We start from the raw sequence: 13,434 nt of genomic DNA on the forward strand, positions 1-13,434 counted from the left end.
CTGCAACGTCGCACCGATGTCCGCCGTCACCGTCGTCGTCATCGACTGCACCGAGACCGGCGCGTCGCCGCCCACGGCCACCGATCCGACCTGGAGGCGGCGGGAGACCCGGCGCGGTGCGAGGGGCCTGCCCGGCACGGCGGGCAGGCCGAGTGCGACCGGTTCCGCCGCACCCGCCCCATCTGATTCCGCCGCGCTCATCCCGTCACCCATGGCTTCCGGTGGCGGTCTCCCGGGCGGCACGCAGCGACTCCTTGAGGGAGCCCATGGTCGCCAGGACCGCGGTGGGCTCATAGCCGCAGTGGGCCATGCAGTTGTCGCAGCGCGGATCCTTGCCGCGGCCGTAGCTGTCCCAGTCGGTCTCCTCCACCAGCTGGCGGTAGGTCGGGACATAGCCGTCGCTCATCAGATAGCAGGGGCGCTGCCAGCCGAAGAGGGAGTAGTTGGGGATGCCCCAGGCGGTGCACGGGAAGTCCGTCTTGCCCTCGAGGAAGTCGAGGAAGAGCGGACTGTGGTTGAGCCGCCAGCGGCGCCGGTTGCCCCCGGCGAACGCCTTGCGGAACAGCTCGCGGGTCTGCTCGACGCCCAGGAAGTGCTCCTGGTCGGGCGCCTTCTCGTACGCGTAGGCGGGCGAGATCATCATCTCGTCCACCTCGAGCTCGTCATTGAGGAAGTCGAGCACGTCGATGACGGTCTGCGGGGTGTCGGTATTGAAGAAGGTGGAATTGGTGGTGACCCGGAAGCCGCGCCGCTTGGCCTCCTTGATGGCCTCCACCGCCTCGTCGAACACCCCCTCCTTCGCCACCGATTCGTCATGCCGTTCCCGCAGCCCGTCGATGTGCACCGCGAAGGCGAAGTACGGGGACGGCTTGAACAGATGCATCTTCTTCCGCAGCAGCATCGCGTTGGTGCACAGGAAGACGTACTTCTTCCGCGCCACCAGCTGCCGTGCGATCTCGTCGATCTGTGGGTGCATCAGGGGTTCGCCGCCCGCGATGGACACCATCGGCGCACCCGACTCCAGCACCGCGCCCACCGCCTGGGCGACCGGCATGCGCTGCTTGAGCACCCCGGCCGGATGCTGGATCTTCCCGCAGCCCTCGCACTTGAGATTGCACGCGAACAGCGGCTCGAGCTCGACGATCAACGGGAACTTGTCCCGCCGCTTGATCATCTTCTGTTCAAAGAGATACGTCGCGACCCGGATGGTCTGGCGGAGAGGCATGGCCATCTAGCTCACCTCCTGGGAGCAGCGAAGAAACGGTGCCAGTGAAAGAAAGCGGGAAGAACGGTCCGAAGAACCCGGAAAGCCGATATTCCACCGCGTAGCGTGCTGATTCGGACGAGTTCATGTTCAGGAGCGTCCACGACCACCCGGACGGCCGCAACCGGACGGACGCCGTGGCCGAGGGCGGTGCGCAGGGTCGCGGCGGACTCCATGTCCACCGCGATGGCGCCGGTGCTGTGCAGCGCGGCCCGCTCGGCGCCGCGCACCACATGGTCCGAGCCCACGACCGGACCGATATGGACGGCCCGGCGGGGACCGCCGGGGAGGGGATGTGACAGCGCGTCGGCGAGGATCCGGGTGCCGGTGCACACGGTGTGGCCCGCCGGATCGCGGGTCTCGTCGGCGACAACGATGTCCCCCGGATGCATCCCGGGGGCCAGCCCGGCGCAGAAGCCGGTGGCGATGACGGCGGTGGGTCGCTCACCGGGCTCACCGGACCCACCGGCCTCACCGGGCCCACCGGGCCCACCGGGCCCACCGGGCCCACCGGAGGACCGCCCGGTGAGCGCCCGGGTCACGGCGCGCTCGGCCGACTGCGGCCCCATGCCCGTGCGCAGCACGGTCACGGCCCCGGCGGCGGCGCCGAGGTCGGCGCCGCGCAGGGCGAACCGCTCGATGCCGAGCGCACAGGCGATCAGCAGCGACGCGCCGTCGGCCTCCGCGGCCGGATCGGCGGACATCAACTGCTCCGCGGTCGCGCCCCGGTGGGCTCGCCGTGGACATACCGGCCCAGTGCCGTCACCGGGAAGACCTGCCGGTACAGGTGGTAGTTGATGGAGAAGTCCCAGGGGAATCCGGTGCCGGTGAAGTACGGCTCGTCCCAGGAGCCGTCCGGCCGCTGGGTCCCGGCGAGCCAGGTGACCCCGCGCTCGACGGCCTCGCCGTCCCGCTCCCCCGCCGCCAGCAGCGCGAGCAGCGCCCACGCCGTCTGCGAGGCGGTGGAGGCGCCCCGGCCCATCCACTCGGCGTCGAGGTAGGAGCGCTGGTCCTCGCCCCAGCCGCCGTCCTCGTTCTGGACGCTCTCCAGCCAGCGGACGGCCCGGCGGACCGCCGGATGGGAGGCGGGGACGCCCGCCGCGATCAGCGCGGGGACGACGGAGCCGGTGCCGTAGACGTAGTTGGTGCCCCAACGGCCGAACCAGGCGCCGCTCGGCTCCTGCTCGGACAGCAGCCAGGAGATACCGCGCCGGGTGCGGGCGTCGTACGTCCTCCCCTCGTGTGCCAGCATCTCCACGACATGCGCGGTGACATCGGCCGACGGCGGGTCGATGACCTCACCGAAGTCGCAGAACGGCAGCTTGTTGGGGAGCGGGCTGGTGTTGTCGACGTCGAACGCGCCCCACGCCCCGTTCTTCGACTGCATGCCCAGGGTCCAGCGCATGGCGCGCCGCACCGCCGCCTCGATCCGCTCGGGCTCGGGGTGGTCGACCCGGCGCAGCGCCAGGATGACCTCGGCGGTGTCGTCGATGTCGGGGTAGTTGTCGTTGTGGAATTCGAACGCCCAGCCGCCGGAGGGCAGCCCGGGCCGCCGGACCGACCAGTCGCCGGGCCGGTCGATCTGCTCGGTCAGCATCCAGTCGGCGGCCTTGACCAGCGCCGGGTGGTCCGGGGCGAGACCGGCGTCGGCGAGCGCGATGGCGGCCAGGCAGGTGTCCCAGACCGGCGACTGACAGGCCTCGATCATCCGGCTGCCGTCCTCGCGCCACACCGCGAACCGGTCCAGCGACTCCAGACCGGCGCGCATCACGGGGTGGTCGAGGTCGTAGCCGAGCAGATGGAGGGCGATGACGGAGTAGACGGCGGGTGGCTGGATGCCGCCCCAGCAGCCGTCGTTCTCCTGCCGCTCCACGATCCAGCGGGCGCAGGAGCGCAGCGCGGCCCGGCGCAGCGGGCGGAAGGCGACCTTGTGGTACGCGTGCAGCGCCCGGTCCAGCCGCTGGAAGGCGCCGTCCCAGGAGGCGACGGGGGCGAGCGGGCGCGGCGGATTGGGCCTGCGGGGATCGGTGTGGAGCTCGTCGAGGGGGAAGGGGGCCGGGCGCACGGGGCGTTTGGCCGAGACGATGGTGAGGGGCACGATGGTCTGCCGGGCCCAGCAGCCGAAGTCGTAGATGTTGAGCGGAAGCCACTTCGGGAAGTAGATGATCTCCGGTGGCAGCTCGGGCAGATCCTCCCAGCGCCACCAGCCGAAGAGGGCCAGCCAGATCCGGGTGAACACCCGACTGCTCGCGATCCCGCCCCGGGAGCGCACCCAGGCGGAGGCGGCGGCCATATGGGGCGCGTCGGGCTCGTCGCCGGCCAGCCGCAGGGCGACATACGCCTCGATGGTGGCGGAGAGCTCGGGGGGACCGCCGTGGAAGGTGGCCCAGGTGCCGTCGGTGGCCTGCTGGGAGCGCAGATAGCGGGCCGCCGCGTCGAGGGTGTCGGGGTCCTGGATGCCGAGGAACTGGCGGAGCATCAGATCCTCGGCGTCCATGGTGACGTTGGTCTCCAGGTCGCCCTTCCACCAGCCCCGCTCGTCCTGGCGGGACAGCAGGTGGTCCACCGCGCGGGCGGCCGCCTCACGGGCGACACTTAATGTCTTGGACTCGGATGACTCGGAGGGTTGGACGGTCGGTGTCGCTGTCATGGCTTCCCCTCTGCAGTGTGCTCATCTGCCGTCTTTGGGGCTTCCGTCGGCCGACACCCCGGCTGGGTGCCGGCCGGCGACTGCGAACTAGCGGTCCATGGCGATCATCTCTCTCGTACGACGACGAAGTCGGCGAGCGCCACGAACCGCGCCCGGATCTCGGCGGGCATGTCCACCGAGCCGAGCGCCTCCATGGCGGTCGCATGCTGTCTGCGGGCCTCCTGAGAGGTCCAGTCCCGGCCACCTGCTTGCTCGATCAACGCGGCGCGGACGGCGAATTCTTCCTCCGAGAAGTCGGCGAACTCCTCCTCCGGCTTGTGCGCGTCGGCCGCGAGGATCTGGGCGAGCCGCTCGGAGTCGGGGCCGCCGGCGTCGAGCGCGGCGACCACGGGGAGGGACTTCTTGCGCTGGCGCAGATCGCTCCAGGTCCGCTTGCCGGTCGCCTCCGGGTCGCCCCAGATGCCGAGCAGGTCGTCGACGGCCTGGAAGGCGAGGCCCAGGTGGTAGCCGTAGCGCTCCAGGGTGTCGGCGGTGCGGTCGTCGGCGCCGCCGAGCACGGCACCGATGGAGGCGGCGCAGGCGAGCAGGGCGCCGGTCTTGTTGCCCTCCATCTCCAGGCACTCCTCGACGGTGACCCGCTCGCGGTGCTCGTAGGAGATGTCCTGGGCCTGGCCGTCGATCAGCCTCCGGGTGGCGGCGGTGAGCCGGCGGGTGGCCCGCCCGGCCTCGGCGGTGCCGATCTCCAGCAGTATCTCGTTGGCCAGCGCGAACAGGGCGTCACCGACCAGGATGGCCTGGGCCGGGCCGTGCACCTTCCAGACGGTGTCGCGGTGGCGGCGCTGCTCGTCCCCGTCCATGAGGTCGTCGTGGAGCAGCGAGAAGTTGTGCACCAGCTCGACCGCGACCGCGCCGGGCACCCCGGCCTCGGGGGCGGCGCCCGCCGCCTCGGCGGACAGCAGGGCGAGCGCGGGACGGACGGCCTTGCCGCCGTCGCCCTCGGCCGGGTTGCCCTCGGCGTCGATCCAGCCGAAGTGGTACGCGGCGACGGTGTTCATGGGCGGGGCCAGCCGGTCCACGGCGGCGCGCAGCACCGGCGTGGCGAGCGTACGGCCGCGGTCCAGCAGCGCCATGACGCCTGCGGTGTCGACACCTGGGGTCGCCGGGGTCACGGTCTCTCCTCTGTTCTTGGTGGTGGTGCTCATGCCGCCTCCTTGGGCGTCCCCCCGCCCAGGGCGGGGAGAGGGTTCACATGCGGGCGGCCGAGGTCGGTGAGCGCCGCGCGGGCGGCGGAAAGACCGCTGCGCACGGCGCCCTCCATGGTCGCGGGCCAGCCGGTGGCGGTCCACGCACCGGCCAGGTAGAGGCCGGGCGCATCGGTCGGGGCGGAGGGCCTGAGGAGGCCGACGCCGGGGACGGGGGCGAAGGTGGCGGTGCGCTCCCGGGTGACGAAGAAGTCGCGCACCAGCGCCCCGCGGGCGACCGGCAGCAGCCGCTCCAGCTCGGGCAGATAGCGGGCGCGCAGCTCGGCCACCGGGCGGTCGATGTCGTCGTACGCGGCGGACTGCGACACCGCCAGGTACTGGCTGTCCCCGGCGCCGGGCGCGTCCCTCAGCCCCGAGGCGTCCGTACGGTCGAAGACCCACTGGACGGGGGAGCCGATCGCGGCGAAGAAGGGGCGGCGCAGCACCGTGCGGTCGTAGATCACATGCAGATTGAGGATGGGCGCGGTGCCCATGCGCAGCAGCCGACCGGGGTCCGTCAGGGCGCCGTCGGGCAGCAGGGCGTGCGCCTCGCGCTGGGGTACGGCCAGGACGAGCACGTCCGCCTCGGCCCGCGGCTCCTCCCCCGGCCGCCCGGCGGTGGCCGCGCTCCAGCGGCCCTCGGCGGTGCGGGTGACGGCGGTCACCCGGGTGCGCAGGTCGGTCCGCACGCCCGCGGCGTCCAGGGCGCGGTGGGCGTGACTGTGGTGCAGCTCGCCGAGCGGGGCGCGGGCCCAGCCGATGTCGGCGGCGCCGGGCCGGGAGAGCAGCCCGGTCTTGAAGACCATCGCGGCCAGGCCCAGCGAGACATTGGGCGCGGTGGCGTTGAGCGTGGCCACGCCGACCAGGTCCCACAGCGCCTCGACGGCGCGCGGCGACTGGCCGTGGCGGCGCAGCCAGCCGGCGAAGTCCACCCCGTCCAGCGCCGGGTCCTCGGGGTCCAGCCGCCCCAGGGCGAGCGCGGCGCGGCCCACCTGGGCGCGCTCGGCGAGGGAGAGATGGGGGTAGGTGGCCAGGCTCGCGGACAGATGGAGCGGCACCGGCAGGGCGGTGCGGCGCAGCCGGCCGAGCCGCCGCCCGTGGCGCCCCCGGGCGTCGAGGACGGGGACGTCCAACCGGCCCTGGAGCGGGGCGAGTCGGGCCGCGCCGACCCGCTCAAGGAACCACTGGTAGGCGGTGCAGCAGCGCAGATACACATGCTGGCCGTTGTCGACGCTGAGCACACCCGCCGGGGAGGAGCGGTGGAAGGAGAAGGCGAGGCCGCCCAGGCGGGGGCGGCCCTCGGCCAGGGTGACCCGCAGCCCGGCGTCGGCCAGCGCGAGCGCGGCCGTCGTACCGGCGAGCCCGCCGCCGATCACCAGGGCGCTCCGCCCGGCGGGGCGTCGCCCGGCGGGCGGGGCGGGGTCCAGGGCCGATTGGGTCACACCGGCCTCCCGGTGCCGCGGCGCTCGACGGCGCGGGCGTCCAACCCGGCCAGCCCGCGCACCGCCACATACGCCTTCTCATGGCCGGGCAGCGAAACGCGGCCGCGCAGGACGGCCGCGGGGTCCTTGGCGATCCGGTCCAGCAGCCTGCGGTAGATGCCCGCCATGGCGGACACGCACGCGCCGCTGCGCCGGTCCAGCAGCGGCAGCAGCCGGAAGCCCTCGGCGAACAGGGCCCTGGCCCGGCGCACCTCGAAGTGGACCAGGCCGGTGAAGTCGGCGTCCGGCGGTGCGGTGGAGCTGCGGAACGCGGCGGTGCAGCCGAATTTGGCCAGGTCGTCGGCGGGCAGATAGGTGCGCCCGGTGGCGGCGTCCTCGCGGACGTCGCGCAGGATGTTGGTCAGCTGCAGGGCGAGCCCGAGGGTGTCGGCGTAGTACGGGGCGCGCTCGAGCTCGTCCTCGCTGTGGCCGGTGCCGGGGGCGGTCCCGAAGACGCCGAGCGAGAGCCGTCCGATGGCGCCCGCCACACAGCGGCAGTAGCCCTTGAGGTCGTCCCAGGTCTCGTAGGTCTGCCCGGCCACGTCCATCAGCACGCCGTCGATCAGCTCGTCCAGCGCGTCCAGCGGGATCGGGAAGCGGTGTGCGGCATGGGCGACGGCGACGGCGACGGGGTCGGTGTCGTCCTCCTCGATGCCGCCGCCCCGCATCCGGTCCAACAGGGCGCGGGTGTCCGCCAGCCGGGCGCGCTTGGCCTCCGGGTCGAGGGGGCCGTCGCCGATGTCGTCGACCCGGCGCGAGAAGGCGTACAGCGCCGACATCGCATGGCGCTTCTCCGTCGGCAGCAGCCTGATGCCGTAGGCGAAGTTGCGGGCCTGGTGGCCGGTCACGGCCTCGCAGTAGCGGTACGCCGCGAGCACTGGCGCGGACGCGTGCGGAGATCCCTTCACGGTCCGGCTCACCCCTCTCTTCGCAGTGTCGCCCCCACCTCGCGCAGCAGGCTGAGCTTGGTGGGCCTGGGCGGTCCAGGGAGTACGTCATGTCCCGCGGCCGCGACCGCCCGCAAGGCGGCCCGCCCCCCGGCCACGAATCCGGCGAGCAGCACCTTGAGCCTGCCGTGGACGCTACCCACCAGGGGGGTGCCTTCATTCAGCAGGGCAGCGGCGCGTTCCGCCTCGTTCGCGACCAGGGCGCGCAACCGTACGCCGCCCCTGGGGGCGGCGAGGTCGGCCTCGGTCACACCGAAGCGTTTCATGTCCTCGGCGGGCAGATAGACGCGGTCCCTGCGGAGGTCCTCGGTCACGTCCTGGAGGTGCTCGACGATCTGCAGGGCGGTGCAGATGGCGTCCGAGTGGCGGATCCGCTCGGGGCTGGTGGTGCCGGTGATGCCGAGGACGAGCCGTCCGACCGGGTTGGCGGACAGCTCGCAGTAGTCGAGGAGGTCCTGGTAGGTGGCGTACCGCCGGATCCGCTGGTCCTGGCGGTTGGCCTCGATCAGCCCCAGGAAGGGCCCTTGGTCAAGCCCATGGCGGTGGACGGTGGGGCGCAGGGCCCGCAGCAGCGGATGGCGCGGCTCCGCGGCGGGCCGGAAGACCCGGCGGAGGTCGGCCTCGAACGCGTCCAGCATCGCGAGCGCGTCGTCCGCCCGGTCGCGGTCCAGTCCGAGCAGCTCGGCGTCGGCGCCGCCGGGGGGCAGATCGCCGTCGCCGATGTCGTCGACCAGCCGGGCGTAGCCGTAGACGGCCATCAGATCGGTGCGCCAGGCTCGGGGGAGGAAGAAGGGGGCCACGGGAAAGTTCTCGTGGGCGGCCTTGTCGAGCACGGCGCGAGCGGCTTTCTGCCCGCCGCTCCGGCTGCTCGACGTGGTATGGGACCCGCTGCGCTCGTCCTCGACGGTCACCGTGGACAGCCAGGCGTACGGGCGAGACCCAGGACGCCACGTGGGTCCCGGTGACCGGGCCCCCCGGGAGCGCTGGAGATGGGCCGTGTAGCCAATGCCGTCACATCCCCCGTTCTACACCGGTTACCAGCGTCCGCACGATCCGGACACGCCGCTCCGTCTTGTCAACGGGCCCCGGCCCCTAGCCCCCGAACAGGCGACAAGGGCCCGGCTCCGGCATGATCCGGACGGGCATTGCCACAGCTTACGCCTCTCGGTGTACACATGTACGGAGCGATACCCCGATGTGACCTTCGACGGGGCGCCGGGCGGGTGACCGGCGAAGGCCCCCGGGCCGGTGTCCGGGGGCCTTCGGATGACCTCAGACGACCTCTTCGTAGAACTCGGAGATGTCGAGCACCCGGCACAGGTCGCGAAGCTCGAACTCGAAGAAGTGCTGGCCCTCGGAGAGCGCGAAGGACATATGGCCGAGCGCCTCCATGGAGATCACCCCGTACAGCCGCACCCAGCAGCGGAGCATCACGGCGATGGCTCCGGGGGGCATGTCGACGTCCTGGTCCTCGCTGAGCGCGGTGAGGGTCTGCGCGAGGCCGGGGTCGAGCTCCTCGACCTCGGGGGCGGGGAAGCCCCGCACCCGCCACAGGTCGGCGACCAGATCGGAGTAGACGGAGCCGAAGACCCAGCTCATATGGCGCTCGGGCTTGGTCTCCTCGCGGCCGAGCCCCGGGGCCCAGGGGCCGAGGATGAGCCCGAACTCATGGGGGTGCTTGATCGCCCAGACGCGCAGCGCCCGCGCGCCGCTGATCCACCGGCGGCCCGGCTCCTCCTCGGGGTGCTGGCCGAGGACCCCCTGCATGAAGCGGGCCATCTCCTCGAAAATGTCCACACGCAGCTGAAGGATCAGCGCATCCCGGCTACTGAAGTAGCGGTAGACGGCCGGCGCGGTCATGCCCATCTCACGCGCGATGGCCCGGATGGTCACATTTTCCGGGCCCTCCTGAACCAGGAGCGTCCGGGCGACGTCCTTGATTTCACGGATGGTCGCGATGCGCAGCCGCTCGCGCCGTGAGTACGGTGCGACGTGCGCTTCCCCTGGCGACACGCGTCCCCCTCCCTGATGCTGCGCCGCTCGACAACCCGGCGTACACGCACACGATACAGCGCCTCCGTTTAGTGAACAGCGGCGGCGACAGTGCCTCTGGTTCAACTGCTAGTCCCCTGACCCTGCCACAGATCCGCGGGGTTGCCCTGCCGGATGGCTCAGCGACCACCATCCGGGTCACCCCGGGGCGCGGGGGAGCGTCCGTACATACGTCGGACATTTATTCGGAGGCATTGTGCGCGAGTGCTCTGGGGAGCGGACGGGGGACGGTGGACGGCCGCACTAGGCGCCACCTGGGAGTAAACGGCCGTAGCGATCGTGAAATGAAGTTCTTGCCCGTCCCGGCGCGCCTGGGGAAAGGGTCCGTCCCACCCCTTCCACCAGGAGCGTCAAGAAAACCGACCGGTCGGCGCGGTGGATTTCCGACCCGGCCCGGGGACGGTTTCCGCGGCCCGCCGGAGGGCGTCGCCCCGGCGCCTGAGCGCTGCCGCGCGGTCGCCCCGGGCCTCGTCCTTCGCGTCCCGCCGCTCATCTTCCGCATTCTGGTCCGCATCGCCACGGGACGCGTTTTCCCCGAAAAGCGCCCGCGTCCCGCGGATAATGATCCAACCCCACGGACCCCTGCTTCTGACGGTGTGCCGGGTTTCCCGGGCCGGGGCGCGCGGGCGAAATCGGAAAAGGCGACGGCGGCGGCCCGGCCCGGAACTCCGATTCCGCTTCCGCCCTCGCGGGTTACGGGTGATGGGGGCAGGCGGCGGGGGCGGCGGGAGCGGTCCGGCGGGACGGGCGGGGCGCGGCGGTGGATCGCTCGCGCGGAGTCACCGTCACCATCACGTCCTTGAGCGGCCGCAGCGAGATCACCGGTGAGCCATACCGCAGTTCGGTCCCCGGGATCCGGCTGATCCGGAAGCGCTGGTTCACCATGGCCACGATGATGCGCAGCTCCAGCAGCGCCATGAAGTTGCCGACGCACTGCCGGGGCCCCGAGCCGAACGGGAGGTACGCCATCCGCGGCCGCTCCTTGATGGCCTGCGGGGTGAACCGGTACGGGTCGAAGGCCAGCGGGTTGTCCCAGTGACGCGGGTTGTGGTGGGAGACCAGCGGGGAAAGCAGGATCGAGGAGCCCGGCTCGATGCCGTAGCCGCCGAGGGTGTCCGCCTCCACCGCCGCCCGGGGGAAGATCCAGATGGGCGGGTGCATCCGCAGACTCTCGTCGACGACCATCTTGGTGTACGTCAGCCCCTCGGCGCTGTCCGCGTCCGGCAGCCCGCCGCCGAGCACCGTGGCGATCTCGGCGTCCAGTTCCTCCTGGACACCGGGGTGGGCGGCGACCGACAGCAGCGTCCAGCACAGCGAGACGGCGGTGGTCTCGTGGCCGGCCAGGTAGACCGTGAGCAGCTCGTCCTTGATCTGCTGATCGGTCCAGGGCTCACCGGTGGCCGGGTCGGTGGCCCGCTCCATCAGCTCGATCAGCGGCCCCTCCCCCGTCTCGGCGTAACTCCGGCGCACATCGGCCACGATGCGGTCGAAGACCCGGTGGATCCTGAGGATCTTGCGCTGACGGTCCGTCGGCACCCAGGAGGGCAGCATCTCGGTGGCGGTGCCGCGGCGGAACATCACCTCCACCACATCGTCCACGATCGTCTTCAGCAGGGCCGAATCCGGCTTGATGTCGTAGGCGAACAGCGAGCGGGAGAGGGTGACCAGGGTCAGCCGCAGCATGTCGGTCATCAGGTCGACCGGCTCACCGGCGGCGGCCTTGCGCTCCCAGGTCTCCAGCATCTCCTCGGTGGCCCGGATGATGTTGGGGATGATGTCGGTGATGGCGTTCTTGAGGAAGACCGGCTGCACCGCCCGCCGGTGGGCGCGCCAGAACTCGCCGTCGGTGGTGAGCAGTCCCTTGCCCATGACGACGCCGAACTGCTCGTAGAGCGGGCCGCGGACGTAGTTGCCGTTGTTCTCCACCAGCACCCGGCGCACCGCCTCGGGCTCGGTCACCTGGTGCACCAGGAACGGGCCGAGCCGCATCCGGACGATCTCGCCGTGGTCGCGCTGCAGACCGAGCAGGAATTCGGCGGTGTTCCGCTTCCAGGGGCCCAGACTGCCCATCAGCGGGACGCCCTTGGGGCCGGGTGCGGTGCGCGGCGCGGAGGTCGCTGTGGTCATCGGTGGTCTCCTTGCTTTCGCGGCCGCGGCCCGCGGGGCACCGGAAACAGGCGGCGCACGAAGAGATGGTCGAAAAGGACATCGGAGGTGAGGCGCCGCAGGGCGATGGTGCTGTGGGCGAGGAGTCCGACGGGGTAGCGGGCGCGCGGCCGGGAGCCGCGGGCGCCCTTGGCCACCACCTTCGCCACCCGGCGGGCCACATCGTCCGACTGGATCGCGAAGGTGCCCGCCAGGGTCCGGCGGCTGCCGGTGTAGATCGCCTCGAAGTACTCGGCGCTCTCCCGGCGGAAGGCCTCGTACGTCCGGCTCACCGGCCGCAGATTGGCCACGTAGGTGGCGCCGAAGCGGGTGGTGCGCACCGGGCCCGGCTCGACGAGGACGACCCGCACCCCGAAGTCGGCCACCTCGTTCCGCAGGGAGTCGCTGAGCGCCTCCACGGCGTGCTTGGTGGCGTTGTAGAAGCCCGAGCCGGGGACGGCGTAGCGGCCGAAGATGGAGGAGATGTTGACGATGGTGCCGCCGCCGTGGGCGCGCATCGCGGGCAGCACCAGCTGGCTGAGCCGGACCAGGCCGTACACATTGGTCTCGAACTGCTCGCGCACCTCGGCCAGGGAGGCCTCCTCGATACAGCCCGACATGGCGTAGCCCGCGCTGTTGACCAGCGCCCCGACCGCGCCGTGCTCCGCCTCGACCTTGGCGACGGCGGTGGCCATGGACTCCTCGTCGGTGACGTCGAGCGCCATGGTGCGGATGCCGAGCGCCGCGAGCTCCGCCAGCGTCTCGGGCCGCCGGGCGGTGGCGTACACGACGTGCCCGGCCCGGTGCAGCCGCAGCGCGCAGGCGCGGCCGATTCCGGAGGAGCAGCCGGTGAGGAGGACCGGGATGCCGGCCCCGGAGCCCGGGGCCGGCTCATGGCCGGTCACGCGGGGGGCGCGTCGAACGCCCCGAGCTGGGTGGCGAGGTCGTAGGAGTCCATGGAGAACCAGCTCTCCACGATCTTGCCCTCGTCGTTGAACTCGTCGATGACGATGCCGGGGATCTCCAGCTTGCGGCCCCGCGCCGGGATGAGGCCCGCGTAGTCGTCGCCGGTGTGGGTGCCGCGCGCGGTGAAGCGGCTGACGACCTTGTTCCCGTCCAGGATCCAGTCCTCCACGGTGACGTGGAGGTCGGGGAAGGAGGCGCGCTGGAGCCGCACCCACTCCTTCAGGTGCTCCACGCCCTCCTTGTCGTTGGGGGCGGTGCCGTGGCTGATGTGGTCCTCGGTGGCGCCCTCGTAGATGACGTCGAGATTGCCCTTGTTGAGGCACTCCTCGTAGTAGCGCGCGAGGACGGCCTTGTTCTGCTCGGGAGTGGACATGAACTGCCTTTCTATTCGGTCGTGTTTCCCAGCGGGCCGGAGAGTCCCGAGACGGTCGCCACGGGGTCCCCGGAGTCTGCGTCGGTGATCCGCCAGACGCCGAGCGAGGGATCGCCCTCGACACGGGTGGGTCCGCGCTCGGCGGAGTGCGGTGCGATCCGGCCGAGGATCAGGGGGTCGGCGGTGACCGAGAGGCCGTCGCCCTGGGTGGGGGGGGGGGGGTCGGGGGGCTCCTGCGCGGCGGGCGGTAGGGCCGGCCCGGGCGCGTCCGGCGGCGCCCCCAGGGCGGCCGGCCGGCGCCGCGGGCCCGCGCGC

At 72.1% G+C, this 13,434-nt stretch carries 11 protein-coding genes and 2 pseudogenes; all 13 read right to left on the minus strand.

The window, feature by feature from the left end:
- Nucleotides 1-201 (minus strand): annotated as a pseudogene (locus ACFXB5_RS41190) (4-hydroxy-3-methylbut-2-en-1-yl diphosphate synthase); the annotation flags it as partial.
- 4 nt (nucleotides 202-205) lie between these two features.
- Complete coding sequence (gene hpnH, locus ACFXB5_RS41195; protein WP_201858524.1) at nucleotides 206-1,231, minus strand: adenosyl-hopene transferase HpnH; 1,026 nt, start codon at nucleotides 1,229-1,231, stop codon at nucleotides 206-208.
- A 5-nt stretch (nucleotides 1,232-1,236) separates the two neighbouring features.
- The gene (locus ACFXB5_RS41200; protein ID WP_385218505.1) at nucleotides 1,237-1,968 is read right to left on the minus strand and encodes a 1-hydroxy-2-methyl-2-butenyl 4-diphosphate reductase; all 732 of its coding nucleotides are present in this window, start codon (nucleotides 1,966-1,968) and stop codon (nucleotides 1,237-1,239) included.
- Complete coding sequence (gene shc / locus ACFXB5_RS41205; RefSeq protein ID WP_385218507.1) at nucleotides 1,968-3,914, minus strand: squalene--hopene cyclase; 1,947 nt, start codon at nucleotides 3,912-3,914, stop codon at nucleotides 1,968-1,970. Before shc ends, ACFXB5_RS41200 begins: the two co-directional genes overlap by 1 nt.
- Nucleotides 3,915-4,018: 104 nt before the next feature.
- Nucleotides 4,019-5,116: a polyprenyl synthetase family protein gene (locus tag ACFXB5_RS41210; RefSeq protein ID WP_385218509.1), complete on the minus strand. Its 1,098-nt coding sequence runs from the start codon at nucleotides 5,114-5,116 to the stop codon at nucleotides 4,019-4,021.
- Nucleotides 5,113-6,597, minus strand: a complete 1,485-nt coding sequence (hpnE, locus tag ACFXB5_RS41215; RefSeq protein WP_385218511.1) for a hydroxysqualene dehydroxylase HpnE — start codon at nucleotides 6,595-6,597, stop codon at nucleotides 5,113-5,115. Before hpnE ends, ACFXB5_RS41210 begins: the two co-directional genes overlap by 4 nt.
- On the minus strand, nucleotides 6,594-7,556 hold the full coding sequence (gene hpnD / locus ACFXB5_RS41220; protein ID WP_385218513.1) for a presqualene diphosphate synthase HpnD: 963 nt from the start codon (nucleotides 7,554-7,556) through the stop codon (nucleotides 6,594-6,596). Before hpnD ends, hpnE begins: the two co-directional genes overlap by 4 nt.
- Nucleotides 7,553-8,416 (minus strand): squalene synthase HpnC, encoded by an 864-nt coding sequence (gene hpnC / locus ACFXB5_RS41225; protein WP_385218528.1) that lies wholly within the window; start codon nucleotides 8,414-8,416, stop codon nucleotides 7,553-7,555. Before hpnC ends, hpnD begins: the two co-directional genes overlap by 4 nt.
- Nucleotides 8,417-8,855: 439 nt before the next feature.
- Nucleotides 8,856-9,596 (minus strand): TetR/AcrR family transcriptional regulator, encoded by a 741-nt coding sequence (locus ACFXB5_RS41230; protein WP_020867241.1) that lies wholly within the window; start codon nucleotides 9,594-9,596, stop codon nucleotides 8,856-8,858.
- Nucleotides 9,597-10,328: 732 nt separating this feature from the next.
- Entirely contained in the window at nucleotides 10,329-11,762 is a 1,434-nt protein-coding gene (locus ACFXB5_RS41235) for a cytochrome P450 (protein ID WP_385218515.1), read from the minus strand.
- Complete coding sequence (locus ACFXB5_RS41240) at nucleotides 11,759-12,685, minus strand: SDR family NAD(P)-dependent oxidoreductase (RefSeq protein ID WP_385218517.1); 927 nt, start codon at nucleotides 12,683-12,685, stop codon at nucleotides 11,759-11,761. Before ACFXB5_RS41240 ends, ACFXB5_RS41235 begins: the two co-directional genes overlap by 4 nt.
- Nucleotides 12,682-13,119, minus strand: coding sequence for an ester cyclase (locus ACFXB5_RS41245; protein ID WP_385218519.1), 438 nt, complete (start codon nucleotides 13,117-13,119; stop codon nucleotides 12,682-12,684). Before ACFXB5_RS41245 ends, ACFXB5_RS41240 begins: the two co-directional genes overlap by 4 nt.
- An 11-nt stretch (nucleotides 13,120-13,130) precedes the next feature.
- Nucleotides 13,131-13,434: pseudogene (locus ACFXB5_RS41250) on the minus strand (hypothetical protein); the annotation flags it as partial.

The sequence above is a fragment of the Streptomyces sp. NPDC059455 genome (genome assembly GCF_042750115.1).
Lineage (GTDB): Bacteria > Actinomycetota > Actinomycetes > Streptomycetales > Streptomycetaceae > Streptomyces > Streptomyces endocoffeicus.

Bases quoted from the DNA above. Each gene is read 5' to 3' on its own strand.
- ACFXB5_RS41245 (WP_385218519.1), bottom strand. From the start codon at position 13,119: ATGTCCACTCCCGAGCAGAACAAGGCCGTCCTCGCGCGCTACTACGAG.
- shc (WP_385218507.1), bottom strand. From the start codon at position 3,914: ATGACAGCGACACCGACCGTCCAACCCTCCGAGTCATCCGAGTCCAAG.
- hpnH (WP_201858524.1), bottom strand. From the start codon at position 1,231: ATGGCCATGCCTCTCCGCCAGACCATCCGGGTCGCGACGTATCTCTTT.
- ACFXB5_RS41210 (WP_385218509.1), bottom strand. From the start codon at position 5,116: ATGAGCACCACCACCAAGAACAGAGGAGAGACCGTGACCCCGGCGACC.
- ACFXB5_RS41235 (WP_385218515.1), bottom strand. From the start codon at position 11,762: ATGACCACAGCGACCTCCGCGCCGCGCACCGCACCCGGCCCCAAGGGC.
- ACFXB5_RS41200 (WP_385218505.1), bottom strand. From the start codon at position 1,968: ATGTCCGCCGATCCGGCCGCGGAGGCCGACGGCGCGTCGCTGCTGATC.